The sequence below is a fragment of the Arenibacterium sp. CAU 1754 genome (genome assembly GCF_054482635.1).
The window spans coordinates 1-24231 of sequence record NZ_JBTLRG010000002.1 but is presented as its reverse complement, the minus strand read 5'-3'; the positions used below and the strand labels follow the sequence as shown (position 1 = coordinate 24231).

At 58.7% G+C, this 24231-nt stretch carries 24 protein-coding genes and 1 pseudogene; 6 read left to right on the top strand and 19 right to left on the bottom strand.

Annotated elements, in window-relative coordinates; translation table 11 throughout:
- The first annotated feature begins 84 nt into the window (after positions 1-84).
- The gene (locus ACXYMO_RS06750) at positions 85-483 is read left to right on the top strand and encodes a VanZ family protein (protein WP_458877927.1); all 399 of its coding nucleotides are present in this window, start codon (positions 85-87) and stop codon (positions 481-483) included.
- Positions 484-1240: 757 nt separating this feature from the next.
- On the opposite strand, the gene ACXYMO_RS06745 is transcribed toward ACXYMO_RS06750, so the two are convergent.
- Positions 1241-2143, bottom strand: a complete 903-nt coding sequence (locus ACXYMO_RS06745) for a histidine decarboxylase, pyruvoyl type (RefSeq protein ID WP_458877926.1) — start codon at positions 2141-2143, stop codon at positions 1241-1243.
- Positions 2133-3392, bottom strand: coding sequence for a hypothetical protein (locus ACXYMO_RS06740; protein WP_458877925.1), 1260 nt, complete (start codon positions 3390-3392; stop codon positions 2133-2135). The genes ACXYMO_RS06745 and ACXYMO_RS06740 overlap by 11 nt, the downstream gene beginning before the upstream one ends.
- A gap of 290 nt (positions 3393-3682) precedes the next feature.
- Between ACXYMO_RS06740 and ACXYMO_RS06735 the strand changes: the two genes are divergently transcribed.
- On the top strand, positions 3683-7276 hold the full coding sequence (locus ACXYMO_RS06735; RefSeq protein ID WP_458877924.1) for a BTAD domain-containing putative transcriptional regulator: 3594 nt from the start codon (positions 3683-3685) through the stop codon (positions 7274-7276).
- A gap of 15 nt (positions 7277-7291) precedes the next feature.
- Here ACXYMO_RS06735 and pqqE read toward each other — a convergent pair whose 3' ends face one another.
- The 10 genes from pqqE to ACXYMO_RS06685 all read right to left on the bottom strand — a co-directional run bounded on the left by pqqE (position 7292) and on the right by ACXYMO_RS06685 (position 15898).
- Positions 7292-8401: a pyrroloquinoline quinone biosynthesis protein PqqE gene (gene pqqE, locus ACXYMO_RS06730; RefSeq protein WP_458877923.1), complete on the bottom strand. Its 1110-nt coding sequence runs from the start codon at positions 8399-8401 to the stop codon at positions 7292-7294.
- Positions 8398-8676: a pyrroloquinoline quinone biosynthesis peptide chaperone PqqD gene (gene pqqD, locus ACXYMO_RS06725; protein ID WP_458877922.1), complete on the bottom strand. Its 279-nt coding sequence runs from the start codon at positions 8674-8676 to the stop codon at positions 8398-8400. Before pqqD ends, pqqE begins: the two co-directional genes overlap by 4 nt.
- Entirely contained in the window at positions 8673-9422 is a 750-nt protein-coding gene (pqqC, locus tag ACXYMO_RS06720; RefSeq protein WP_458877921.1) for a pyrroloquinoline-quinone synthase PqqC, read from the bottom strand. Before pqqC ends, pqqD begins: the two co-directional genes overlap by 4 nt.
- A complete protein-coding gene (pqqB, locus tag ACXYMO_RS06715; protein WP_458877920.1) occupies positions 9419-10315 on the bottom strand; it encodes a pyrroloquinoline quinone biosynthesis protein PqqB in 897 nt (298 codons plus the stop codon). Before pqqB ends, pqqC begins: the two co-directional genes overlap by 4 nt.
- A 22-nt stretch (positions 10316-10337) precedes the next feature.
- Positions 10338-10433, bottom strand: a complete 96-nt coding sequence (gene pqqA, locus ACXYMO_RS06710) for a pyrroloquinoline quinone precursor peptide PqqA (protein ID WP_458877919.1) — start codon at positions 10431-10433, stop codon at positions 10338-10340.
- Positions 10434-10549: 116 nt separating this feature from the next.
- Positions 10550-11239: a response regulator transcription factor gene (locus ACXYMO_RS06705; RefSeq protein ID WP_458877918.1), complete on the bottom strand. Its 690-nt coding sequence runs from the start codon at positions 11237-11239 to the stop codon at positions 10550-10552.
- A gap of 9 nt (positions 11240-11248) precedes the next feature.
- Positions 11249-12835, bottom strand: a complete 1587-nt coding sequence (locus ACXYMO_RS06700) for a sensor histidine kinase (protein ID WP_458877917.1) — start codon at positions 12833-12835, stop codon at positions 11249-11251.
- A 393-nt stretch (positions 12836-13228) separates the two neighbouring features.
- Entirely contained in the window at positions 13229-13660 is a 432-nt protein-coding gene (locus ACXYMO_RS06695) for a hypothetical protein (protein WP_458877916.1), read from the bottom strand.
- Between the two features lie 65 nt (positions 13661-13725).
- Positions 13726-14700, bottom strand: coding sequence for a YVTN family beta-propeller repeat protein (locus tag ACXYMO_RS06690; protein ID WP_458877915.1), 975 nt, complete (start codon positions 14698-14700; stop codon positions 13726-13728).
- A 13-nt stretch (positions 14701-14713) separates the two neighbouring features.
- The gene (locus ACXYMO_RS06685) at positions 14714-15898 is read right to left on the bottom strand and encodes an ABC transporter substrate-binding protein (protein WP_458877914.1); all 1185 of its coding nucleotides are present in this window, start codon (positions 15896-15898) and stop codon (positions 14714-14716) included.
- Between the two features lie 120 nt (positions 15899-16018).
- Between ACXYMO_RS06685 and ACXYMO_RS06680 the strand changes: the two genes are divergently transcribed.
- From ACXYMO_RS06680 to ACXYMO_RS06665, 4 genes are all read left to right on the top strand, one after another.
- A complete protein-coding gene (locus tag ACXYMO_RS06680; protein WP_458877913.1) occupies positions 16019-16522 on the top strand; it encodes a DUF3280 domain-containing protein in 504 nt (167 codons plus the stop codon).
- Between the two features lie 7 nt (positions 16523-16529).
- Positions 16530-17069 carry an SRPBCC family protein gene (locus ACXYMO_RS06675; RefSeq protein WP_458877912.1) on the top strand — a complete coding sequence of 180 codons (540 nt, stop codon included), beginning with the start codon at positions 16530-16532 and terminating at the stop codon, positions 17067-17069.
- A 67-nt stretch (positions 17070-17136) separates the two neighbouring features.
- Positions 17137-18003: a YncE family protein gene (locus ACXYMO_RS06670; RefSeq protein ID WP_458877911.1), complete on the top strand. Its 867-nt coding sequence runs from the start codon at positions 17137-17139 to the stop codon at positions 18001-18003.
- Between the two features lie 2 nt (positions 18004-18005).
- Entirely contained in the window at positions 18006-18821 is an 816-nt protein-coding gene (locus tag ACXYMO_RS06665; RefSeq protein ID WP_458877910.1) for a quinoprotein dehydrogenase-associated SoxYZ-like carrier, read from the top strand.
- A 103-nt stretch (positions 18822-18924) separates the two neighbouring features.
- Here the strand turns inward: ACXYMO_RS06665 and ACXYMO_RS06660 are convergent, their stop codons facing one another.
- The 7 genes and pseudogenes from ACXYMO_RS06660 to ACXYMO_RS06630 form a co-directional block, all read right to left on the bottom strand.
- On the bottom strand, positions 18925-19446 hold the full coding sequence (locus ACXYMO_RS06660) for a PQQ-dependent catabolism-associated CXXCW motif protein (RefSeq protein ID WP_458877909.1): 522 nt from the start codon (positions 19444-19446) through the stop codon (positions 18925-18927).
- 14 nt (positions 19447-19460) lie between these two features.
- Positions 19461-20303 (bottom strand): substrate-binding domain-containing protein, encoded by an 843-nt coding sequence (locus ACXYMO_RS06655; RefSeq protein ID WP_458877908.1) that lies wholly within the window; start codon positions 20301-20303, stop codon positions 19461-19463.
- Positions 20287-20814: a c-type cytochrome, methanol metabolism-related gene (locus tag ACXYMO_RS06650; RefSeq protein ID WP_458877907.1), complete on the bottom strand. Its 528-nt coding sequence runs from the start codon at positions 20812-20814 to the stop codon at positions 20287-20289. The genes ACXYMO_RS06655 and ACXYMO_RS06650 overlap by 17 nt, the downstream gene beginning before the upstream one ends.
- An 85-nt stretch (positions 20815-20899) precedes the next feature.
- Positions 20900-22702 carry a lanthanide-dependent methanol dehydrogenase XoxF5 gene (xoxF5, locus tag ACXYMO_RS06645; RefSeq protein WP_458877906.1) on the bottom strand — a complete coding sequence of 601 codons (1803 nt, stop codon included), beginning with the start codon at positions 22700-22702 and terminating at the stop codon, positions 20900-20902.
- A gap of 137 nt (positions 22703-22839) precedes the next feature.
- Positions 22840-23256, bottom strand: a complete 417-nt coding sequence (locus ACXYMO_RS06640) for a c-type cytochrome (protein WP_458877905.1) — start codon at positions 23254-23256, stop codon at positions 22840-22842.
- A gap of 11 nt (positions 23257-23267) precedes the next feature.
- Complete coding sequence (fghA, locus tag ACXYMO_RS06635; protein ID WP_458877904.1) at positions 23268-24104, bottom strand: S-formylglutathione hydrolase; 837 nt, start codon at positions 24102-24104, stop codon at positions 23268-23270.
- Positions 24105-24112: 8 nt separating this feature from the next.
- Positions 24113-24231 (bottom strand): annotated as a pseudogene (locus ACXYMO_RS06630) (S-(hydroxymethyl)glutathione dehydrogenase); the annotation flags it as partial.

Here is a 24231-nt window from a genome sequence, read left to right as displayed (position 1 = left end):
GCGGCCCGCACGTTAGGGCATTGCACGGGTCTGTGTGACCTGTATGACCGTGGCGAACAAGGAGTTGCCCCCAGGACGCCGACAATGTCAGATGACACCCGCCCAAATGCAAGACTGCGCAAAATCGCCCTGATCGCGACAGGGTTGGTTGCCGTCCTCATTGCGATTGCATCACTGGCCCCACCACCGGACATGCCCGGCCCACCGGGCCATGACAAGCTGGGCCATGGGATCGCCTATGCCTTGTTGATATTGCCGATTGCCGCGCTGATCCCACGGATGCTGGTTTGGGGGGCACCATTGGCGTTGATCTATGGCGCTGCGATCGAAGTTATCCAGCCCAGTTTCGGACGCAGCTGCGAGGCGCTGGATCTGCTCGCCGATGCGGTCGGGATTTTGGCGGGGGCGATGATCGGCTTTGGTATATTTCGGATCGCAATGGCCCGGCGCACTGAGCGCGTGTCCATCGCACCAAAAGAATAAGGCCCGAAACCTGGGTTCCGGGCCTTTGCGCAGAAATATGTCAGCAACAGCTGTTGCGCTTGATTATAAAATTACTTTCCAAGGTATCCAGCACTCACCAAGGGATTTGCGGCTCAATTACTTGCAAAACCCGCGATCACCTTTACGCAAAAATCGGCCCCCTTTCGGGAAAAGCAGTCAAGTTGCTTCAGACAATCAGGCCGTCTGTCACCCATATCTAGTCGGTGCATCGGTTTGACTTGAGCGTGTCCTGAACCAAGTGAAGCGAGAACTGGGGTTTCGCTGTCTGATCCGGGATTTGCCCTATGTCTCTCCTCCGCGTCTTTCCGATCGCGACCTTCGTCCGCAGTGCGTGTCAGGATGAAAATATCCATTGACGCAACGAAGGCCAAAACCGGTTGTGACTGCGACGCACGCTCCACTCACTTCACGCTGTAACTTTGCTCAACACCACCGGGAAACGTTGCAGAGCGTGCGCCATCAATCACAGGTAAGTTTTACCAAAAATTCGGGTTTTCACCGAATTAATAAATCGCAAAAAGCGGAATGGCGCCGAGGGATAGGTCGACTTGTTTCGCAGGGTTCTATCAAAATTTTAAAAATTAAAACAATGTATTAGATGTGGATAAGTTTCTTACGCAATATCAACATAAAATATTTTACGAATTTTTTACGTATTCATTACGCGGAATTTGAGAAAAAGAATCGGCATTTGACAACTCAGCATAAGCGACTCAACCGAGTCCGCTCTTTCGCGTCACCCGCGATAGTTGCCCGGGTATGGCACCATCGGATCGAGCCCCAGCGCCTGCTCCCACTCGCTCAGCGTCATGTCGGCCAGATCGCCCGGTTGCTTGCCCCGCGGCACCACCCCGGAAGGCAGCGTCACGTAGGGCACACAGGCCAGCGCACAGCCGACCGTTCCGTGGGTCACCTTCAAAGACTTCATACCGATAAAGATTTCTCGATATTTCACCCCCTGATCCTGACCGCAACGCAGGATCGACAGGGCAATATTGCGTTCAAGGTTTTCGACCGGGGCTGTGCCGGTACTTTCGGTATCGGAACTATCCTCGATGAACAGATTGGCGGTGGTCATCCGATCATCGGCGATGGCAACGGCCAACGCGCACCAGACCGTCGTTTCAGCCTTGGGGTTGATCGTGCGGGACTTGTTGGCGCAGACAACCATGGCCCCTGGCAGAGGGGCGAACCGGCGCTCGTTGCGCGACCCGAACAGGCGGTACGCCGCATCCAGAAGCGGATCCATTGGCATGATCGGAACCTCGACCCCGTCATGCCGCGGCAGCGTCATTTTGGGCTTGATCAGCCCCTTGTGCAGATCATCCTGCCGGGCCAGGTCATAGCCCCAAAGCGCCCCGTTCACCCCACAGAACGACGACGCGGTCAGCATGTTGATCTGCCCGATATACGCATCTTCGCATTCGGCCCGGTCATAGGATACGATGCCATCCAGCCCGTCGTCCATATCGGCGGGAACTGTACCAATCGACAGTTTCATCGCCGCGATATAGCCCCAGCCGCCGGCGGGCGGGTTCATGTACCCGGCGCAATGTTGCGGATAGGGGCCAATTGCGTTTTCGATGACGTGCTTGATATGCGCGTCATGCGGCAGGCTCAGATCGATGTTACTGGCCATTTTTGCCGTCCTCCGGCGTCAGCTTGATCACCGCCTGCACCCGGGCCTCTGGATCCCGCCGCGCGGCGGTACTGTCATGATAGGTCACGATCACCGTGGCCGTTTTGGTCATGATCCTGTGCGGCGGGTTTTCCAGCCCCGCGCTCGGGACCTGCCGCAGGGCCGACAGATCGACGCCCAGTGTTTCCGCCACCTGCCCGAGGGACATATCGGCATGTTCGAACAGGTCGGGTTCGTGCTGGGTGAACCCGGCCGCCACAAGCGTCTGAGCCTTGAGCGCCGGCGCCGCGGGTTTCGAAGATGAGCCTTTTGATGTGTCGGTCAATGCGGCCTCCAGATCCTTGGGGATGACCAAGGTCCGGCGAATAGTGAACCGCACCTCGGTATTCGGGTCGTCAATCGTGTGTGGGCTGCAGTCATGGTAATAAGCGTTGACCAGAGACGCGCGCAGATTGACCTCGCTCAGCCACGAGGCCCCCATGCCGGAATAATGTGGCGTGCCCAGCGCGTCCTTGCCCATGTACATGGCGTTCAACCCGGTCCAGAACCCCTCGGGCGCCCATTTCAGATAGTCGTCCTTGTTCTTGAAATACATGTAATCACCGGGGATCGGCGCATCCGCAAGGGATGCCTTTTGCATGTAGAGCGTTGCCGGGTTCGGGGTTTTCCCGTCGTCCACGCTCCACGGGCCGATGTACATGGTGCCAAATTTCTTGGCCATTTCGTCAAAACGGGACACCCCCAACCCGTTCAGCAACCCGAAATACACGGCCATCTGAAACGCGCCCGCGCATTCGCCCCGAAACGGCATCGTCGCACCCGGTTCGGACGCCATTGCCAGGGACGGGACGGTATCCGCATTCTGGATCCATTCGGCATCCCACAGATCCCCTGGGTTCAGAAAGGACCAGTATTGCGAAACACCTGATGCGCCGGTTGTCCCGACGCGGGGTTTCAGACCGACATCCTGATTGTAGTAATCCATGTCGAACGTGCCGGCGTTGCAGTTCTGAAAGGCCTGCATCGCGGCAAGGCGGAACAGGATGTTTTCCAGCAGATCATCGGTGGACAGAAATGAATATGGCTCACCCGCAGCCTTCATCGCGTCCACGATTTGGCGCGCCATGGGATTTTCAAGCGCCCTGATCTGGTCGGAGGTTCCATTCTTGAACACCGCGTCTTGCTGACGATCGGCCGGGACGGTCACGTGTTTCTCGATGACATGCAGTGAATCGTCAGATGAATCCAAACGTTGTCCTGCCACGGTCAGGCCTGGCTGGTGTTGTGCAGACGTATCCATTCCGCCCCCTCAGTTTTTTCAAATTAAACCAATGCACTGGTTGAAAAACAAATTTGCTGGCCCGGCAGCAGGCCCGATGATCGAATGATGAGCAAACATAGCAGCCCAGCCCAGGCAAACGGCGCAAATTATTCATAAAAGAAAGTTCCCGGCTTTTTATACAACCCACATGTCTCTATTGTTGACCTGCTTGCTTAGCCACCGAAGGACGCGGGTCACTGAAACCTGTTCTCAAACTCTTGGGCAGCTACCAGCTTTTGGCTGGCGACGGTCATGAGATCCGCATTTCTACCAAGAAATCGTGGGCGCTTTTGGCGTATCTGGCCCAATCTCCGGGGGCGGGTCATTCCCGCGAAGTGCTGGCCGCATTGCTGTGGCCCCGCAGTGGCGAGGAACAGGCCCGCGCCAGCCTGCGCCAGGAACTGGCGGTGCTGCGCAAGACGCTGACCACCCATGGCATCGACGCGATCATATCCCACAAGGATACCATCGTCTTTCAGCACGATTGTTTTGTGATCGACACCCATCTTCTGGAAGATACGGCGCGGTCACAGGATATCTCGGTCGCCCGCAAGGCACGCGAATATTACACGGGCGATTTGGTATATGGGCTGAATGTCAAATCCGACCGGTTCGATGAATGGCTGCGCACGGAACGCCAGCGCCTGCGCGACGTCACGCTGGGTTGCCTGCTAAGGGTTCTTGAAAACGACAAAGCCCAGGGTGATCCCGAGCAGATATCGCAGTGCGCGCACCAGATTCTTGACGTGGACAACACCGTCGAAGTGGCCCACCGCGCCATCATGCGCAGCCATAACAGCATGGGCCGGCGCGCCGAGGCGCTGAGCCAGTTCAAACGCTGTGTCGAGGCGTTGCACCGCGAATTGGACGCCGAGCCCTCGGAAGAGACAACCGCGCTTTATACCAGCATTCTGCAGCAATCCGCAGCCAAGGCTGTGGATGTGCAAACCCAATGGCAGGCGCGTCCGATCAACGTGACCGAGGAAAAGCGTGAACTGACCATCGCGGTTTTTGGGATTTCCAACATTGCCGTGCTGAGCAATGATCTTGGCGCCGAGGATCTGGCGGACGTACAGGCCCGGTTCCACAGTTATTGCGCCGCCACGATGGGTAAATTCGGCGGCAGGCTTCTTGATCATTTCGGCGACCGTGTGCTGGTTGCTTTTGGCTATCCTCTTGTCGACGAACTGGATGCCGAACGCGCGGTTCTTGCAGCCCTGCAAGTGGTGGAACACACACAGAGCACGGCACTGCCTGACGGGGTTCTTGTCAGCTGTGGCATCGCCAGCGGTGAATCACTGGTCATGCCGGGGAACGGACCGCAAGCGCCACCAGCACAGGTGACAGGCCCGCCCGTGACCAAGGCGATTGCGCTGGAACAGCAGGCCGGTGACAACACGCTGCTTGTGACGTCCGAAACACTGGCGTTGCTCAGGTACAAATTCAGCTTTGCCCGCGTCGCGGGGGGCGAAGGCGGGATAGAAGCCTATCGGGTAGATGGCGAACGCCCGTTTGCCAGCAGGTTCGACGTCAGCGAAGGATCAAACACGCTGACCACCCTGACGGGCCGGCAATCGGAACTGGATCAGATGATCACGCTCTGGAACACGGCAAAGGACGGCGAAGGCACCAGCGCAACGGTCATAGGCGAGGCCGGAATCGGCAAGTCGCGGCTGATTTATTCTTTTTTGCGCGCCATCAAGAACTCGGCGCCGTTGATCCTGGAATTCAATGGATCGAACCACCATGCGCATACGGCTCTGTTTCCCATTGCCCAAGGCCTATCGCGGTTTCTGGGCCTGAACGCCGGCACCGACCCGGCCGACGCAAGGACCATAGTGGCCAAGTGGCTGGCCGACCTTGGGCTGGACACCGACCAGAACCGCAAGGTGATCTTGCAGGTCTTGAACCACGGCGGCGACGGCGAAGCGCCGATTACCCTGACGGACAAGGAAAAACCGGTGGGCACGATGGTGTCCTGTTTCCTCAAACTAACGCAGAAAACCCCCGTCCTGTTCATTTTTGAAGACGTTCAATGGATGGATTCCGGATCGCTCGATCTGTTGGGCAAGCTGCGGCAAAACCTGTTGCGGCATCCGATGTTCGTGCTGGCGACAAGCCGGCCGGTCCAACAGGAGGGCCCCGCCAGGATCGACACCCGTAACATGATTGAGTTGAACAGGCTGGACGAGGCGCAGGCCCTGAACATGGCCCAAAGCCTGAAACCAGCGCACATCAGCGACAGCCAGCTCAGCCAGATCGTCGACCGGTCCGATGGCATTCCGCTGTTCCTCGAAGAGCTGATCAACATGGTGTCCCTGTCTGAAAAGGCCCCCGGGAAAACCGCCGCAAAACACGCAATTCCGGCAAGCTTGCAGGAAACGCTGATGGCCCGCATCGACCGGATGGGCCAGGAAAAGGAAATCCTGCATATCGCGGCGGCCATCGGGCGCAGTTTCAACCATGCGCTGTTGCTGGATGTTGCTCGGCAGGACACTGAAACCATCGAGAAATACCTGCAAAAGCTGCAGGAACAGGACCTGGTGTTCCGCATTGGTCAACCGCCCTACGCGCGGTACGAATTCAAACATGCGCTGGTGCAGGAACTGACCTATCGGTCGATCCTGCGGGACATGCGCACCAAATATCACGAGCGCATAGCCCTGGCCCTCAGCAGGGACGACCGAAACAGCGCCGCGCCCGAGGTGATTGCCCGCCATTTCGAACAGGCCGGGCAAATCGAACGCGCTCTCGATTACTATGAAGCCGCGGGCAAACAGGCCGTGCGCGTGTCAGCGCACCACGAAGCCGCAAAACATTTCCGCAAGGCCGTCGAACTGGCCCGCGGCCTTGCAACATCGGATGAGAGCAGCGACCGCATCCGGCATTTCCTTCTGCTACTTGGTCCGCAGGTTCTGGCGGAACAGGGGTTTGCATCGGACGAGGTGCAAAGGGTCTATTCCGAAGCGTTGGAAATGCGTGCCGACTTCGGCCAAGACCAACAGATGAGCCATATTCTGTGGGGCTTGTGGGGCTATTACATCGTCAGGGCCCGCATCGCGACCGCCCATGATTTCGCCGTTGAATTCCTCGCGCTGGCCGACAGGGGCAGCGACACGCTGGAAATTGCCGCGGGGCATTACATGGTTGGTGTCGGCAAGTTTTATACGGGTGAGTTCGAGGACGCCCGGCAATCGTTCGAAAAGGCCATTCAATCCAGCAGCAGCGACCAGCACGACGAAATGGTGATCCGCTATGGCGTCGATCTTGGCATCACCGCAAGGGCCTATCTGTTGTGGATTCTGGCCTTGACCAGCAAACCGGACGAGGCCGTCAGCCAAAGCCGGATTCTGCAGCAAGAGGCCGAAGACGGTGATCACAGCTTTAGCGCTGGATTTTCGCACGTCTTCATTTCCGGGATGTATAATTTCCTCGGTGATTTCAGGAATGCCGAGCAGCACGCGCTGGTTGGTATGGCCATGGCCGAGGGTCACGGTTTTGCACAGTTGAAAGCACAGGCAAAAGTGAACCTGGGTCGGGCGCTGGACCGGACCAACCAAACGAACGGAATGGAACTGATGCGCGAGGGGTTGCAGGAATATATGGAAACCGGCGCAACGCTGGCACTGCCCTATGTGATGGCATGGCTGGCCGAAGGTTATCTTGACAGCGGCTCATGGAGCAAAGCGGACAACGCGCTGAAAGAGGCGCTGGAATTCAGCAGCGCGTCGGGCGAAACCTATTTCGATTTCGAACTGAAACGGCTTGCCGAAAAGCTGGGGAACTCCATGTCCTCTGCGCCCGGCCGCTAAGGCGCGAACCGGCGGTTACTCGGCCGGTTCGGGAACTGGCTTGCCCGGTGCCGTGCGATAGACAAGCGGAGCATCGTCATTATGTGAAAACGCATCGGCCTGCGCCTGCAGCGCGCCGTGATGTGGTGACTTGATACAGACCGGATCCGTGGCGGCGGCATCGCCGACAATTGCCATGGCCTGACAGCGGCAGCCGCCGAAATCCTGCAGCTTGCGATCACAGGACTGGCACGGCTCTTGCATCCAATCGGTGCCGCGATAGGCGTTGAACGCCATACCGTCGTACCAGATGTCTTTCAGCGGCGTCTTGCGCACATTGTCGAACGTCAGATGCGGGATCGATTGGGCCGCGTGGCATGGCAGCACATCGCCATTGGGTGTCACGTTCAGACCGGTGGTGCCCCAGCCCCCCATACAGCGTTTGGGGAAATCCGAATGGTAATCGGCGGGCACATAGTCGATGACCAATGTCCCCTTCAGGGTTTCACGCGCCTCTTTCACGATGGCGTTTGCCTCGCGCGCCTGTTCCAGCGTCGGCATCAGGGCATCGCGGTTTTTCAGGGCCCAGCCGTGAAACTGGACGGTCGCCACCTCGATCCGGCGGGCGCCCATTTCAACGGCCATCTCCAACGCGCGGGGCAACTGGTGCAGGTTGCGACGGTGCAGCACCGCGTTCAGGGTCAGCGGAAATCCGATATCCTTGATCCACCCGGCGACCTGCATCTTGCGGGCAAAACCGCCTTTGTACCCGCCGATCTCATCAGCCATTTCCGGCGTCGTCCCCTGCAGGGACAATTGGACATGGTCCAGCCCGGCCTCGTCCAGCGCATGCAGACGTTTTTCCGTCAACCCGATGCCCGAGGTGATCAGGTTTGTATATAAGCCAGCCTCGCGCGCGGCGCTGACCAGGTCAATCAGGTCCCGGCGGCTGGCGGGTTCACCGCCCGACAGGTGCAGTTGCAGCACGCCGATATCTGCGGCCTGCTTGAACACGTCGGCCCAGGTTTCGGTATCCAGTTCGCTTTCCTGACGCTCCATCTCGATCGGGTTTGAACAATAGGGGCAGGACAGCGGGCAACGGTGGGTCAACTCGGCCAGCATGGCAATGGGGGGGCGTGCGGTCATGGCTGAACCTCCAGAAAACGGCGGTTGCGCAGGGTTTGCAAAAACTCCCGCGCATCCGACATAATTGCATCAATGGGCGCATTGTACCGCTGGGAAAGACTGTCGCATATCGCGCCAAAGCTGCGCTCTCCGTCGATTTCCGACAGGATGGCATGACCCGTTTCATCCAGCGTCAGCGCGCGTTCAGGCGCCAGCAAGACCCAGCCCCCGCGTACGCGGTCCTGATGCAACCGCACACCGCGCGGCAGGACCAGTATGTCCTCTGCCCCGATCACGACGCCCGCGCCAAGGCCATGCCTTGGCCCGGCACCCACGCCCCCGGCGGAATGCGCGCCGGTTCGACATAGGCCGAATGCAATGCATCCAATTGCGCCCACAAAACGTTGGTCTTGAAGATCAGCGCATTGGCCGCCGCATCCTGTTTTTCCTGTGTGTCCGCATGATCCAGAACCCAGGACAGGCCAAATGCCACATCCTTGGGCGCCTCTTTCAGGCGATTCCGGAAATAACTGAGGCTGCTGTCATCGGCGAAGTCATAATTCTTTAGAAGCCCCTCGATCCGTTCGGAGTGGATTTTCGGCGCAAAAAGCTCGGTCAGCGAGGACGCAACCGCCTCAAGCAGGGTCTTGTCGCGCACGAACCGAACATAGGCATCCACGGCGAATTTGGTGGCCGGCAAAACGCCGTCGGTCGAGGCGACATAGTCGCGGTCCAGCCCGACGGCCTCGGCCAGACGCAACCAGCGTTTGATACCGCCCTCGTTGGTATCGGTACCATCGTGATCCTCGATCCGGGATCGCCAGTTGCGGCGCAGGTCCGGGTCTTCGACCCGCGACATGAATGCCGCGTCCTTCATCGGGATGCTGTGCTGGTAATAATAGCGGTTGATGACCCAGGCGCGCACCTGATCAGGGGTACAACCGCCCGAATGCAGCAGGTGATGGAACGGGTGTTTGTCATGATACCGCTCGGCCCCGATCTGGCGCAGCCGCGCTTCAAACTCGTCTCGTGTCTGGGTCATGGTGTCACCTCCATTCCATCCTGACCAACGATCCAGCCCGCCGCCTGCGCATCGGCCCGTTCGGACGAGTCGGGGCGCAACACCGGGTTGGTGTTGTTCATATGAACAAATACTTTCTTCTTCACGTCCAGATCGGCAAAGGCCGCGATCGATCCGTCATCGCCGCTCATCGACATGTGGCCCATGCGCTTGCCGGTTTTCGACCCCAGCCCGGCCTGAACCATTTCATCATCCTGCCACAGCGTCCCGTCAAAGAACACCAGCGCCGCGCCGCGCAGGCGGGCGCGCAGATCGTCATTCAACGTGGCGCAGCCGGGGATGTAAAACGCATCCTTGTCCCCCGCGTTCAGATGCACGCCGACCGTCTGTTCGCCCAGCAATTCGGTTTCGACGACATCACCCTCAAGGTATAGCGGCACCTTGCCCGGCACCGGGAACAGCGTCGCCATCAACCCCGGCGCGATTTCCGTGGGCTCCTCCATGGTGACGGTCTCGCGCGTTACAACAGATGCGTTGAGCGCGCCGAATATCGGGTTTTCATTCAAAACGTCATGGATGCCGGCCGTGGCAAAGATCGTGAAGGGCTGCATTTCCCGCAGGGTCAGCAGACCGGCCACATGATCAATATCGCCATTGGTCAAAAGGACCGAACGCAGCGGCAACTCGCGCAGCCCTGTGGGATGCAGGTCGGAACAATCGGCCAATTGCTGTCGGATATCGGGAGAGGCGTTCAGCACCGCCCAATCCATGCCATTCGCAGTGAAGGCAACCGAGGACTGGGTCTGAGACGGTATTTTACCACTGCGGGCCAGATTACAATTCTTGCAGCCGCAGTTCCATTGGGGCAAGCCGCCACCGGCGGCTGCACCCAGAATGCGCGCGCGGAAGTTCATGATAAGCTCCGCGCGCCGCTATTTAGAACAGGACGCCGTCGTCGTCGCCGTCGGGTCCGTACATGTTGATTTCCATGCCGCATTCGATTTCGCGGATCGTCGGTTTATTCCAAGCCATTTTTGACTCCTCCTAACTGAGTTACAGTCTTCTACGCCACGGACTATCGCCGGTTGCAGGCGATCGGTCAAAGACAATGTTCTAAGAAAAAATAAAAATGATTTAATTACAAGCATTTAACTTCCTTTCGGGGGCGCGCCAACCAGCACGAAACCCTTGTTTCTGATGGTGTTGATCTCGAATCCGAACGCGCCGATCGGATCCAGTTTCTTACGCAGATATCCGACATAGACATCAACGACGTTCTCGGAACTGGCCCCTTCATCGGCCCACAGCTTTTCAAAGATTTCAGGCCGTGAAAAGACATGATCGGGCCGACTGGCCAACAATTGCAGCAGCGAGAATTCGCGCTGGGTCAGCGTAACCTTGCGGCCCGGAATTTCGACACTTCGCGCCGAGGCGCTTAAACGCGCGCGGGCCGGCGTGGCCTGACGGGCGCGCCGTTCCTGCACCTTGAGCCGGGCAACCAGTTCATCAAAGGAAAACGGTTTGACGATGTAATCGTCTGCTCCCGCTTCAAGCCCACTGGCGCGGTCATCCACCGCCGAAAGCGCGCTCAGCATCAGGATGGGCGTCGTGTTGCCTTCTTTCCGCACGGTACGCACCAGGTCGATGCCGCTGTCGGCCCCGATCATCACGTCCACGATAGCCGCGTTAAGATTACGGTCGCGGAAGCGCGACAGCGCCCTGTCGACGCGGTTTTCGCTGATCGCGGAATAGCCGTGCAATTCCAGTCCGCGTGCAAGGGCCGAGGTGATTTCGGGATCGTCATCGACAATCAATATGCGGGCGGGACGGTCAGACATGCGAAAAACCTAATCCTTGCATCGCGGTATGCATACCGTGACCTTGGTCCCGATTCCGGGGCCCAACCGTTCAGCATCGGGCACAGGGCTGGTGATCGAAATCTCGCCGCCCTGCTGTTCAACCACCCATCGAGCAAGCGCCAGACCAATGCCGAACCCTTCGGATTTCGCACTGCTCTTGCCTTGGGCGAACCGCTCCAAAACGTTGATCTGATCCTGATCGTCGATGCCGCCCCCGTTGTCGGTGATATGGACGCATCCCATGTCGCCGATACAGTCAATCCGCACCGTTATCGCTCCGCCGCTTCGGGCGTGGCGCACCGTGTTCTGGATCAACCCGGAAATCACCTGGCGCATCCAGTTGCGATCCCCCAGGACCGGGATCGGCGGGGGGACATCAAAAGCGAGGGTCATACCGGCACTGTCAACTTCGGCCTGTGTATCGACCACCGCATCCTGCGCTGCCTGGCTCAGATCGAATGTCTCGGAGTCCAGTTCGAGCAGCCCGCTTTCGGACCGGGCGATACGGAGCAGATCGTCGATCCGCCGGTTCAGACGCAGCGCGCGGTTTTCAATCCGACCGAATGCATCCGCCTCGCCCGCCGATCCGGCGCGCCCCAGCTGTGCCTCCATCAGAATGACGGTCAGGGGGGTGCGCAGTTCATGACTGATATCCGCAAAGAACCGGCGGCGGTTTTCGTCTGTCTTGGCCAGTTCTTCGTTCGCCGCGCGCAGTTCTTCGGTCCGTTGGGCAATGGTTTCGTTCAGATGCGCCCATTCCTCATCGACCTGCAATTTTCGGGCCGCCAGCGCATTAGCCATCCCATTGGTCTCGGCAAAAAGCTGTCCGATTTCATCGTTTCGATCCTGCGGCAGGGACACGGCAAAATCCTCTCGCCCGATCTTTTGCGCCGCGCCGCGCAGCAGGTCCAACCGCCGAAACTCCGGCCGCACGAGGCCCAGGTAGAACCCCGCGACCAACAACAGGCTGACCACCGCAATGCCAAAGGCCCACAGGGTCAGGGTTTCGCGCAGGTCCGCGATGCTGGCGATGATCGCGTCGCGGGCGCGGACCTCGCCGGTCACAGCCCCGTTCAGCAGCGGGTCGAATCCAAGCGCGAAGGTGTCGATATACCCCTGCAGCCGTTCGCGATTATCCGAGTCCCCCATCAGCCCAGCGCTTGTCGCGGCAAACAGGGCCTCCATCCGGGCGATGCCGATGCTTTGCGTGGCCCGGCGCGATTGCGCATCCAGACCCAGTTCGCGGATCTCGGTCACCGACACCTCGTGATCGCGGCGGATTTTTTCGAATGTCGCGGTGATCTGGCCGTCCAGCGTTCGCAGACGGTCGGCGCGGTCCTCTGCGCTCAGCCGGGATTGCAATGCCTCGGCGGCCACAACGATAAAGGTCGAAACCTGTGTCGACAGGACCGAATACCGATCAATGCGCCGCTCGGCCGCAAGCGAGGCATCGATCCGGGCGGAAATGCTGGCCATTCCGACAATTGTCATCGCGACGGCGGCCAGGGCAGCAAGCCCCAGTATCGCGGCCCCGACCCCAAGCCGCACCTTGAGAGAAGATGTGCGCCAAGCCATCAGAGCGAAACCGGGACTGCGTAAATCTGCGGCGAATGCGCATTTTTCGCGCAGATTATCGCGATATTCGACCGTTTTTGCCAAAGGGACGTTACGGCATAACCGTTTTTCAATCGGTTCCGAGGTCTTATCTTATCAATACCATTGTATGAGTTGACGCGAGGTCGAGATGATTGAGTTGATTTTTGTCGCCTGTCTGAGCGCATCCCCCCAAGACTGCGAACGACGCAGCCTGTTGTACATGGATATCTCCCCCATGACCTGCGTTCTGGGGGCTCAGCCTGAGCTGGCCAAATGGGTTGAATCCCATCCGCGATGGGCCATTTCCAAATGGAAATGTCAGACCGTGCGAAGCGCCGAGAAAGAAGCGTAACGCACCGCCCGGCGATAGCGTTACTGAATCGTGATTTCGACCCGCTGACTATCCCCTGTCGAACCGGGAATCCGCAGGAAATAGCGACCGGGTTTGATCGCGATGAATTCAATCTCCATCGTCCCTTCATCGTCAAATTCCACGCTCTCAATTCCGTAGGGGCGCACTTCGAGATCGTTGATGACGATTTCATTGATCCAGATGGCGCGGAAAAATCCCGCCCCCTCAAGGCCCAGTTCCCCCGTCCCGTCCGATGTGATCTCAAGTTCATAGCCCGTGCCTGATTTGAGCGTGATCGGTCCATCCGAAAGCGGCTTTCCGATGCTCAGAACGATCTCGGGCATCTCTTCCATGTTGGACGAAGACAGAATTCCGGCAAAGCCGAAATCATGCGCCGCCACTGGCGCGCCGATCAGCGCCGCAAGTACAGCACCAGTCACAAAAGATCTCATAGGGTTATCCTTTCTATACGTCGGTCGCCATTTGACCTGATCGAAATGAAGAACGAAATAGGTCCTTAGTCGGGCATAATGGCCACGCCCCAGGGCTGTTGGCCGACCTGAACCGATTTGATCGCTTTCTGCGCCGCAACGTCGATCACGGTCACGTCGTTCGAGTTTCCGTTGGTTGTCACCAGGTATTTTTCGTCCGGCGTGAACGCCATTTGCCAGACCCGCTGTCCGACGATGATATAGGTGACCACCTCGTTCGTCGCCGTATCGACAACCGCAACCCGGTTCGCCGGGCCAAGCGCCACGAACAGCCACTTGCCATCGGACGTGATTCTGGCGCCAACCGGTTGCAGCCATTCAGGCAGCACGCCGGGAACCTCGAACTTGATCTTGGTTGCAAGGGTGGGCGCGCCATCCGCGGCAATCTCCATGACGCTGACGGTGCCCCCGATTTCCGATGTCACGTACAACGTGGACCCATCCGCGGAATATTCAGCGTATCGGGGGCGCTGATCGACCAGCACATTATACTTGATCTGAAAATCGGACGTGTCGATGAAATGCGCCATATTCGTGGTCTCGGAGGTGTTCACCACGAATTTTGCGTTTGGGCTGATCGCCATGCCTTCGGGTTCGACGCCGACCGGAATTTCGGACAAAACGGTGTGTTTTTCCGTATCCACAACCGTCACAAGGTTGTCGTCCTCGTTGGCGACGAACAGCGGGTTGCCCGATGGGTGCAGCACGAACAATTCAGGGTCCGGTCCCGACGGAAGGGTGTAAAGCTCCTGATAGGTACCGGTGTCAAAGACGCGCACGGTGTCATCATCGGATGCGCAAACATAAAGCAGCTTTCCATCCGGGCTGAGCGTGATGCCGCGCGGCCGATTGCCGGCGGGAAATTCCTCAAGAACCTCCCAGGTCTCGCTTTCGATAACGGTGACGGTATTCCCTTTTTCGTTGGTCACGAAGACCTTGTTCGCCGCCGCACTATTGGCGGACAGCGCAAGAAGACAGGCAGCGGTCAGAAAACGATTCATGAGAGTTTCCTTGTCATTGAAAGGCCGTGCAGGCCGATTCAGGTTGGTCCAGTCCCAGCGTGTCGAGCGGTGACGTCTGATGCAGATACCCCTCTTGCGGGGAAGCGCTGACCGTGATGCGCCCGTCATAAAGCAGGATGGGCTGACGCAACTGACCGTTCCAATTGCGAAAGGTCACCTTTTGCCCCTTGAACGCGGCAAGTTCGAATTCATCGCTGAGGGCATAGCTGCGCAGGGTTTCTACATCACTCGTTCCGGTGCGCGTCACGGCCTCGCCCAGCACGCGCAGGGCCAGCCACGTCTGATAGTCTTCTTCGCGAACGTAGCGGCCTGTCAATTCTTCGAACCGACGCTGGAACTGGGTGGCGCCCCATCCTTCGTGCGCGGCGTGGAACGTCACCGGACGCAGGCCCGCCGCCCCCATGACGGGGCGCGGCTCCCACAGGTGAAAGGGAAGGTAGGGCGCAAACACGTCCGATTTGTCCGCCGCAATCACAACGTCATGGTCACGCGCGTCTTGCGTGAACATCGGCAACTGACGCTGAACCAGAACATGGCCCGTGTCGGTGCGGCGCGATCCGCCAGTGTCTTCGAATTCCCGCTCTTCCACGATTTTGGCGCCTAATTTCTGTGCCGAGCGGCGATAGGCGTCGGCCATTTCAATATCGGCCGGGTTCGACCCGTAGATCAGGAACCACTTTGGCCACTTTTTCCACATGGTGAATTGTGCCACCGCGTCGGACATCATCGCGGTTGACGGCGCAACGTGCAGGATCTGGCGGCGGCATTCCTCATCCCTGAGCTGTGTGTCGCGCGACAGGGCATTGAGGATCATCACCTTGTCCCCGGCCCGGTCCGTCAGGCGCAACAGATCGTCGGCTTCGGCCAGAACAACGATGATGTCCTGCCCATCCGCCAAAAGCGCGTCAAAAGCCGCATCCGCCTCCTCAGGGGGGGCAGACACGGTTTCAAGTTCGAAATTCTGCCCGGTAAATCGCCCCGTGGTCTGGTTGTCCTCGGTGGCAAGAATACCGCCCGCAAACCCCAGATCGTCGGGGACACGTTCATATCGCGAAATCGGCGCCAGACGCGGATAGTCGATTCTGAACACCACCGCGCGCACGTCGAGGGCCCATCCCGCCGACCCGGCCAAAATGGGCAGCATGCTGAACAGCACAGTAAGTGCGATACGCTGCAATGGCTCCCTCCCCCGTGTACATTAGAATGAACTTTGTACAACACTGCCAGAGCCTTCGGATGGGCCATACCGATACTTTTGGCGCATTGCGGGAAAGGGCCTGTGAACTAGGGTGTTACCATGTGGCGGGCATTGATCATCTTGGTGTTTGTTTGGGGCGCTCAGGCGGCCGCAGCGCAACCCGTTCTGGAGCCCCGCGCAAGCGTCGCGTTTCTGGGAATTACCTATCTCGATACCTCGACTGAAGGCGCCTATTTCGGGGAAAAGCCCGAAGAACTCGCGCGGATTGTCCTGTTGGAAAACACCGTCCGGGCGCGATTTGAGGAAGAAGGGTTTCATCTGGCTGATCTGGGTCCGATCCGCGAAGACCTGGATCGCATCGTGAACCCGGCCAAATGCTATGGGTGCGATCTGCGCATGGCGGCGGAACTGGGCACGACATACGTGCTGGTGGGGGAGGTTCAAAAGGTTTCGAACCTGATCCTGTCGATGAATCTTGTCATGAGGGACGTGGAAAGCGGCGCCATGGTGCGTGGCCAGTCGGTCGATATCAGGTCCAACACCGATGACAGCTGGCTTCGGGGTATCCGCTATATCCTGAAGAACAATTTTTTCAAAAAGTGAGGAGCACATGCGACTAATCAAACTACTTGCCGTGATGCTGGGCCTTGTGTTGCCCACTCTTGCGGCGGCGCACGGACCCACCCGTCAAAAGGTGACGCTGACCACCTCCGTGGCGGCAGATCCGGCCGAAGTCTGGGCCGTAATCGGCAATTTTCAGGATATGAGCTGGCACCCGGCGGTCCACTCCTCGACCGGTGAAGGCGGCAATGACATCGACGCGACCCGCGTTCTGACACTGGGCGAAGAAGGCGGGGCGACGATATCCGAGCAGTTGTACAAGTTCAGCGACGAAAAGATGAGCTATTCCTACCGGATCACGGATGTTCTGGTCGAGGTTCTGCCGGTCACCAATTATTCATCCCACCTCACAGTCAAGCCGCTGGATGGCGGCGGGTCCCTGATCGAATGGCGCGGGGCCTTTTACCGCGGATATCCCAACAACGATCCGCCCCCGGAACTGAGCGATGAGGCTGCGGTCGCGGCGGTTACCGGCGTCTATCAACTGGGCCTTGATGCATTGGGCGAACGCTTTGGCGCCAAGGATTAGAAACCTGATTTTCTGGGTTTTCCCTGCCCTCGCCGCCCAAATTGGGGTGGCGGGGGATTTTGCATATGTGACCAACCAGAACAGCGACGATGTCAGCATTCTGGACCTCTCGGACCGCAGCGAGGTTGACCGCATGTCGGTGCCAGGGAAACCCGCCGGTGTGGTCACCGCAGCCAATGGAGTATTCTTTGTCGTCTCGCCCGACAGCAAAACGGTGCGCAAGCTGGACGCCGCAACCGGGGACGTCATCGGGGCGCTGGAACTGGGCGGTGGGCCGATTGGTATCGCGCTGGACACGGTGCGCAACCACCTGTTCGTGTCCGACTGGTACAACGCACGCATCTGGGTGATCGACGCTAGGGACATGCGCCTGCGCCAGACCCTTGCAACTGGAAGCGCCCCGGCCGGATTGGCGATTTCCACGGACGGAAACTGGCTCGCCTCGGCAGATCGCGACGCCGATCAGGTATCGGTCTTTGATCTGAAGACGCTTGACCTGATCCACCGCCTGCCCGTCGGCATCCGCCCCTTCGGTCTGGGCTTTGCGCCGGATGGGCACCTTTATGTCGCCAATGTCGGATCTGATGACGTGACCGTTCTGGACGTGGTCACGGGTCAGACGCTGTCGACGATCGCGGTCGGAAAACGCCCCTATGGCATTGCCTTTGCTAGGGGCCGCGCCTTTGTCAGCAACCAATATGCAGACACGGTCAGCGTGATCGACATGGGCAATCGCGTCGTCGTCGAAACCATCGACGTGGGCGAATATCCCGAAGGGATCGACAGCACGCATGACAGCACGCTGGTGGTTGTGGCAAACTGGTTCTCAAATTCGGTGAGTCTGATTGATACCGGCAGCCTAGAAGTGGTTGGCGAAATCGGCACGGGAGATGGGCCGCGTGCATTTGGAAAATTCATCACGCAAAGGAATTGACTATGAAAACGATGGCACTTTCCTTTTCACTTGTGGCCGCATTTTCGCTGCCCGCCTTGGCCGTTGAATCCACGTGGGACGATCTGTCGGCCCTGCTTTATGAGGGGCGTACACTGAACACGGGCACGGACATCATTTCCATCGACAGCCCCTATCGCACGGACAATGACGCGCGCACGCAGATTGCCGCACAGATCGTTGCGCCAACCGGGCAGATGCTGGGCAAGGTCAGTCTGATCCTGGATGAAAACCCGATGCCGGTGTCGGCGGTGTTCAACTTCAAGGAACCCCTGCCGCGGTTCTTTTTCGATGTGACCATGCGGATCAACGGCCCGACGCCCCTGCATGTGGTGGCCGAAACAGCCGATGGCCAACTGTACGTCGCAGAGGCGTTTGTCAAAACCTCTGGTCAGGGCGCGTGTTCCGCCCCGCCGGGGACCGACCTGGACCTGGCGCTTGCCACCTTGGGCAACATGACCATCGGGATCGATGCGATGCCTGGCACCGGGTCGCTGAGTGACAAACTGGGTGCGCTGGCGCTGCGCGAAAAGCAGATCGACGTCGACATAAGCCACCCCAGCCATTCAGGCATGCAGATGGACCAGATTTCGCTTCTGTTCATCCCCATGCGCTATGTCGAAAATGTCGAGGTCGACCTGGATGGTGGCGGATACGTGGATGTCACCGGCAGCATTTCCCTGTCCGAAAACCCGCGTATCGGCATGTCGGTTCCGGGGAAAACCCAATCGGTGGATGTGACCATGACCGATACCGAGGGCACCGTCACCCACGCGCGTAAATCACTGGCAGGGTACTAAGACCGCCCCATCCTTTGGGTTTCGTGTTTGCAGCTTGACGAATGATTGGGCTCACAGGCCGCTTTGATCACATGCTTCACGGCAGGTTGACCCGATATCGCCACTAGGGTTCGGGTTCGGCGACGATAACCTCGGTCGGATAGTCGAAAAATGTCCAGCCGTCGGTTCCGTCGGGCATCCAGTAGACGGTGGTATAGCCATATTCCAACGCGCGTTTGGCTGCGTTCCACGACATCCAGCATTCTTCCAGACAAAAGAACAGAACCGGATGCATGGTGTCTCCGCCCGTCGCCTTTTCCAGCCCGCGCCGGAAATAGTCATGCGTGATCTCGGCAATCGCGCCGTAGCCGACATTCGGCAACCAGATAGAACCGGGGATGGAGTGGCGCGGTTTGTCGCGCCAGATCGTGCCTTTGGGCAGGTTCTTCGGTTTGGGAGGCCGGGGCAGGACATCGACGAAAGCCACCTCGCCGGATTGCCACAACGCGTGGGCCTGCTCGGTGTCGACCACGGTCCCACCGCGCAACGTGCCGGGCACCGGACCGCGATAGTGGTCCATCTTGTAATCGTCCGGTTCACCAACCTGTGCCGGGGCGGGCAGCGGCAGCAGCAACAGGGCCAGCATTGCTGCCGCGCGGATCAATTTGCCAGGTCTAGAAGCTCGGTTCCCATATCGTTGAGAAGCGGCACTCCAGCCTCGGTCAGGATCGCGTTGATCTCGGCCTGATTGCGCCGGATCAGCGAGTTCAGTTTACGTTGCCAGACCTTTTCACCCTGGCGAACGCCCATCGTGATGCGAAAGAAAAGCCGTGGCGGCAGTGTTTCCTGCAACAGGGGAATGGCCACCAGACCGGGATATTGCTGTTTGACCAGAGGTCCGCCAAGGGGCCCCCACAGAATAGCGGCGTCGGTTGTCCCTGCCTTGAGATCCTCAAGCATGTCGATCGCGGGAGATTCATGGCGACGGTCCACAACAAGGTTATAAGCCTTGGCCTTTGGCAAAAGACGATTGCGCGCCATGTGGCTGGCTGGCGGACTGCCTGCAATGATGCCGATCCTGAGCCCCTGCAAGGCTGGGTCGGACAGGGTCGTGACATTGGCCAGCGGCCCGTTTCCGTCGACAATCAGTGTGTAGGCGGATGTAAAATAGTGATTGGTGTTCAGGACCATTTCGTGGCCCTGTGCATAGCCCATGACAACATCGCACTTGTTCGCGCGCAGCGTGTTGCGGATGAACCCGGTCGCCATCGGATACCAGGTGTATTCCACCGGCAGGTCCAGCTTTTGCGCCATGAACTCGGCCAGCTTGTTTTCGTATCCTTTGCCCGCATTGTCAGACATCGGAAAATTGGCCGGGTCCGCGCACACCCTGAAGGCGGTCTTTGACACCAGATCCGAGGTTTGGGCCTGCCCGGCACCAGCCAGACAGGACAAAAGGACCGCGCCGACAAGCGCGGTCAGATGTTTAGCCCATGCAGGCATCTTCTTCCTCGCGGATCAGGTCGCTTTTCGCTTCCTTCTTGGCTGGACGTCCACGCGGAACAGCCTCCATGCCGCGGGCCTTGAGATAGACATAGATATCATTGAGATAGCACATCACGTTCGGGTTTTCGCCGAAATGCGGCATCACCGAGTTGCCGACCTGTCGACCATTCACCACCACGTCGTAGAAATCGTAGTAGCCCATGTTCACGGCGGAATTCTTGATCTTCGGCGCATAGGTGGAACCTTCGCCGTCGGGCCCGTGACAGACGTGGCATTCTGCGTGATAGCGCCGGAAGCCGGAGAAGGTTAGCCAGTCAACAGTGCCGTCCTCGGCGACGTTGTAGGTCGGGATATCATCATCGGTAAAATATTTGCCGCCCTCCTCGTAGGCGACGGCGATCTCGACATTTTCGGCCTGCTTTTCAGGATCGACGGGCTGGTCGCTCCACGCGAAGGCCGTGGCGGGCACGGCAATGGCGACGAACAGGATCATTGCGCTACGCTTCATGCGCGAACCTCTCTCTAATGGGACTTACAAGGAATGGTCCGCATGCCGTTCTGTGGCATGCGGACCAATTGTTTTCAGGTAACGATCAGTCAGGCAGAGCGAACACGGTCAGCTGACCACCCAGAGCGGTGTAGTCGCTGAGCGCTGCATAACCACCCACGGCGCCAAGGCCGTCGTTCGGGTTGGTCAGACCAGCTGCCAGACCAATGCCGGCCCAGCCGCCAACACCCGACAGGATGCCAACATACTGTTTGCCACCATGGCTGTAGGTCATCACGTTGCCGATGATGCCAGACGGAGTCTTGAACTTGTACAGTTCTTCACCCGTGGCCGCATCGACAGCCTTCAGATACCCTTCGAGCGTGCCGTAGAACACGACGTCACCCGCAGTTGCCAGAGCACCGGACCAGACCGAGAACTGCTCGGGGATGGACCACTTGATCTCACCCGCGATGTTGTCCCAGGCGATGAAGTTACCCATGCCACCGTGGCTGTCAGGTGCCGGGTACATCGCCAGCGTCGCACCCACATAGGGCTGACCGGCGGTGTAGGACACGCGGAACGGCTCATAGTCCATGCAGACGTGGTTGGTCGGAACATAGAACAGCTGTGTTTCCGGCGAATAGGCTGCCGGCTGCTGGTCTTTCGATCCCAGGGCCGCCGGGCAGATACCGGTCGAGTTCACGTCTTCGCCGTTCTGCTCGGTCGAGTACTGAGCAACAACCTGCGGACGACCGTACTGATCGCTGTCCTTGTCCATGACAACACCGGTGGTCCAGTTCACGGCCGGGTCATACTTTTCAGCGACCAGCAGTTCACCCGACACACGGTCCAGGGTGTATCCCAGGCCGTTCCGGTCAAAGTGGGTCAGAAGCTTGCGCATCTCGCCATCAATTTCCTGCTCCGTGAGGATCATTTCATTGATGCCGTCATAGTCCCACTCGTCATGCGGGGTCATCTGGTAGAACCACTTGGCTACACCGGTGTCCGCATCGCGCGCCATGATGGTCATCGACCAGCGGTTGTCACCCGGACGCTGTGCAGGGTTCCAGGTCGACGGGTTACCCGTGCCGTAGTAGACGAGGTTTTCTTCGGCATCATAGGAATACCAGCCCCAGGTGGTGCCGCCGCCGATCATCCACTGATCGCCTTCCCATGTATTGGTCCCCGAGTTTTCGCCAACTGGCGTGCCAAGGTGTGTTGTCGTGGCTGGGTCGACCAGAATGTCGGAATCCGGACCCATTGAATAGGCGCGCCATGCCAGCGAACCATCGGCCATGTTATAGGCCGTTACCGACCCGCGCACACCGAATTCACCGCCCGAAATACCGACGATGACCTTGTCGTTCACCGGCAGCACGGTGGCAGTGTTGGTTTCACCGATGGCCGGGTCGCCGTTTACAACCGACCATTCGACCGCACCGGTGTCCGCATTCAGCGCGACAACCGTGGTATCCGCCTGATGCAGGAAGATCTTGCCATCGGCATAGGCCACACCGCGGTTCACGGTGTCACAGCACATCACCGGGATAACGTCCGGATCCTGCTTTGGCTCATACTTCCACTTGATCTTGCCTTCGTTGGCCAGGTCCAGCGCATAGACGATGTTCGGGAACGGTGTGTGCAGATACATCGTATCGCCAATCACCAGCGGCGAACCTTCGTGCCCGCGCAGAACGCCGGTCGAGAACGTCCAGGCAACCTGAAGATCGCCGACATTGTCCTTGTTGATTTGCTCCAGAGCCGAGAAGCGCTGGTTTTTATAATCACCCGTCTGGATCGCCCACTGGTCCGGGTTATCCATTTCGGCCATCAGCGCCTCATTTGCGCTGGCCAGTCCGGCCGCACACAAAGCGATGGTGGATGTCAAAGCAAATAGCTTTTTCATATTCAACTCCCTTGTTGATGTTGTTTCCGTTCTCTGCACCCAGTCGCTCGTGCCGATGCACTGTCGCTTTGCTGAGGTACAGATCAAACAGAGCCCGGATCGTTGTTGGTCTCCTCCCACCGGGCAAGTTCCTTGCGTTACGATCCCTCCTCCTCTGCTTTGAACGTCGCGAGATAGGCCACTATGTCGGCGCGTTCACTTTCCTTGCGCAGGCCCGCAAAGGACATCTTGGTCCCCTTGATATAGGCCTTCGGTTTTTCCAGAAATTCGGCCATCGTGTCGGGCGTCCAGACCAGACCGCCCTCGGCCGCCTCGGTCAGTGCTGCGGAATATTTGAAGTCCGCCGCACCAGCGGCACGTCCAATGATGCCGTTGAGAATCGGACCGGTCTTGGCCTTGGCGCCCTCGCCGACTTCGTGGCAGGCCTTGCACTTGCGAAAGACTTTTTCGCCTTTGGCCGCATCGCCCGTGATTTCATATTCGGTTTCATCGGCCGACGCGCCACAGGCGGTCATTGCGATGATACAGGCGGTGCCAAAAATTCTGATGAGCATAGGTTCCCCTTTTAGTGTCGATTGTGGTGCAGTCTTTCGGCGTGCCACGCGATGTGATCCCCGGCGAAAGTCGATATGAAATAATAGCTGTGATCATAGCCTTGCTGCATGCGAACGAGGCCGGGCTGACGGCGTTTGGTCATCACATTGGCCAGCGCCTCGGGCTTGAGCAGGTCGACGAACTGATCATTTGACCCCTGATCGATCAGGATGTCCCCCTTCCAGCCGAATTCTTCGAGCAGGATAGACGCATCATAACAGGCCCAGGCCGATTCATCATCACCCAGATAGGCGCTCAGCTGTTTGCGGCCCCAATCCGATTGGGTCGGGTTCGCAATCGGTGCGAAGGCGGAAACCGAGGCGAACAGATCCGGGTTGCGCAGCGCAATCGTCAGAGCCCCGTGCCCGCCCATTGAATGCCCAGTAATTCCATGCGCATCGGTCACCGGCAGGTTGTCGGTCACGATGCCCCTTAATTCGGACACCACATAGTCATACATGCGAAAATGCGGCCGCCAGGGATCGCGGGTGGCGTTGACGTAAAACCCCGCGCCTTGCCCCAGATCATAGGCCTGATCGTCTGCCACGCCCTCGCCGCGCGGTGAAGTGTCTGGGAACACGACGGCAATACCGTGATCCGCCGCATGTTCCTGAAATCCGCCTTTCGTCATGGCGTTTTCATGGGTGCAGGTCAGTCCGGACAGAAACCAGAGAACCGGCACGGGGCCATCCTCGGCCTGTGGCGGCATGTAGACAGCAAATGTCATGTCCACGCCGCACGTCTTGGAAGGGTGCTGATAAACCGTCTGCACCCCACCAAAACATCTGTTTTCGGACAGAACCTCCATGATACCCCTCAGTACAGCACGACGGAACGGATTGATTTGCCTTCGTGCATGAGATCGAAGCCCTTGTTGATGTCCTCAAGGCCCATGGTGTGGGTGATCATCGGGTCGATCTCGATCTTGCCCTCCA

Excerpts from the sequence above, each read along its gene's own strand:
- ACXYMO_RS06705 (WP_458877918.1), bottom strand. The coding sequence starts at position 11,239 with ATGTCTGACCGTCCCGCCCGCATATTGATTGTCGATGACGATCCCGAA.
- ACXYMO_RS06700 (WP_458877917.1), bottom strand. The coding sequence starts at position 12,835 with ATGGCTTGGCGCACATCTTCTCTCAAGGTGCGGCTTGGGGTCGGGGCC.
- ACXYMO_RS06675 (WP_458877912.1), top strand. The coding sequence starts at position 16,530 with ATGCGACTAATCAAACTACTTGCCGTGATGCTGGGCCTTGTGTTGCCC.
- fghA (WP_458877904.1), bottom strand. The coding sequence starts at position 24,104 with ATGGAGGTTCTGTCCGAAAACAGATGTTTTGGTGGGGTGCAGACGGTT.
- ACXYMO_RS06665 (WP_458877910.1), top strand. The coding sequence starts at position 18,006 with ATGAAAACGATGGCACTTTCCTTTTCACTTGTGGCCGCATTTTCGCTG.
- ACXYMO_RS06680 (WP_458877913.1), top strand. The coding sequence starts at position 16,019 with ATGTGGCGGGCATTGATCATCTTGGTGTTTGTTTGGGGCGCTCAGGCG.
- pqqA (WP_458877919.1), bottom strand. The coding sequence starts at position 10,433 with ATGGCTTGGAATAAACCGACGATCCGCGAAATCGAATGCGGCATGGAA.
- ACXYMO_RS06640 (WP_458877905.1), bottom strand. The coding sequence starts at position 23,256 with ATGCTCATCAGAATTTTTGGCACCGCCTGTATCATCGCAATGACCGCC.
- pqqE (WP_458877923.1), bottom strand. The coding sequence starts at position 8,401 with ATGACCGCACGCCCCCCCATTGCCATGCTGGCCGAGTTGACCCACCGT.
- ACXYMO_RS06650 (WP_458877907.1), bottom strand. The coding sequence starts at position 20,814 with ATGAAGCGTAGCGCAATGATCCTGTTCGTCGCCATTGCCGTGCCCGCC.
- ACXYMO_RS06745 (WP_458877926.1), bottom strand. The coding sequence starts at position 2,143 with ATGGCCAGTAACATCGATCTGAGCCTGCCGCATGACGCGCATATCAAG.
- ACXYMO_RS06655 (WP_458877908.1), bottom strand. The coding sequence starts at position 20,303 with ATGCCTGCATGGGCTAAACATCTGACCGCGCTTGTCGGCGCGGTCCTT.
- ACXYMO_RS06660 (WP_458877909.1), bottom strand. The coding sequence starts at position 19,446 with ATGCTGGCCCTGTTGCTGCTGCCGCTGCCCGCCCCGGCACAGGTTGGT.
- ACXYMO_RS06750 (WP_458877927.1), top strand. The coding sequence starts at position 85 with ATGTCAGATGACACCCGCCCAAATGCAAGACTGCGCAAAATCGCCCTG.
- ACXYMO_RS06695 (WP_458877916.1), bottom strand. The coding sequence starts at position 13,660 with ATGAGATCTTTTGTGACTGGTGCTGTACTTGCGGCGCTGATCGGCGCG.
- ACXYMO_RS06690 (WP_458877915.1), bottom strand. The coding sequence starts at position 14,700 with ATGAATCGTTTTCTGACCGCTGCCTGTCTTCTTGCGCTGTCCGCCAAT.
- xoxF5 (WP_458877906.1), bottom strand. The coding sequence starts at position 22,702 with ATGAAAAAGCTATTTGCTTTGACATCCACCATCGCTTTGTGTGCGGCC.
- pqqB (WP_458877920.1), bottom strand. The coding sequence starts at position 10,315 with ATGAACTTCCGCGCGCGCATTCTGGGTGCAGCCGCCGGTGGCGGCTTG.
- pqqC (WP_458877921.1), bottom strand. The coding sequence starts at position 9,422 with ATGACCCAGACACGAGACGAGTTTGAAGCGCGGCTGCGCCAGATCGGG.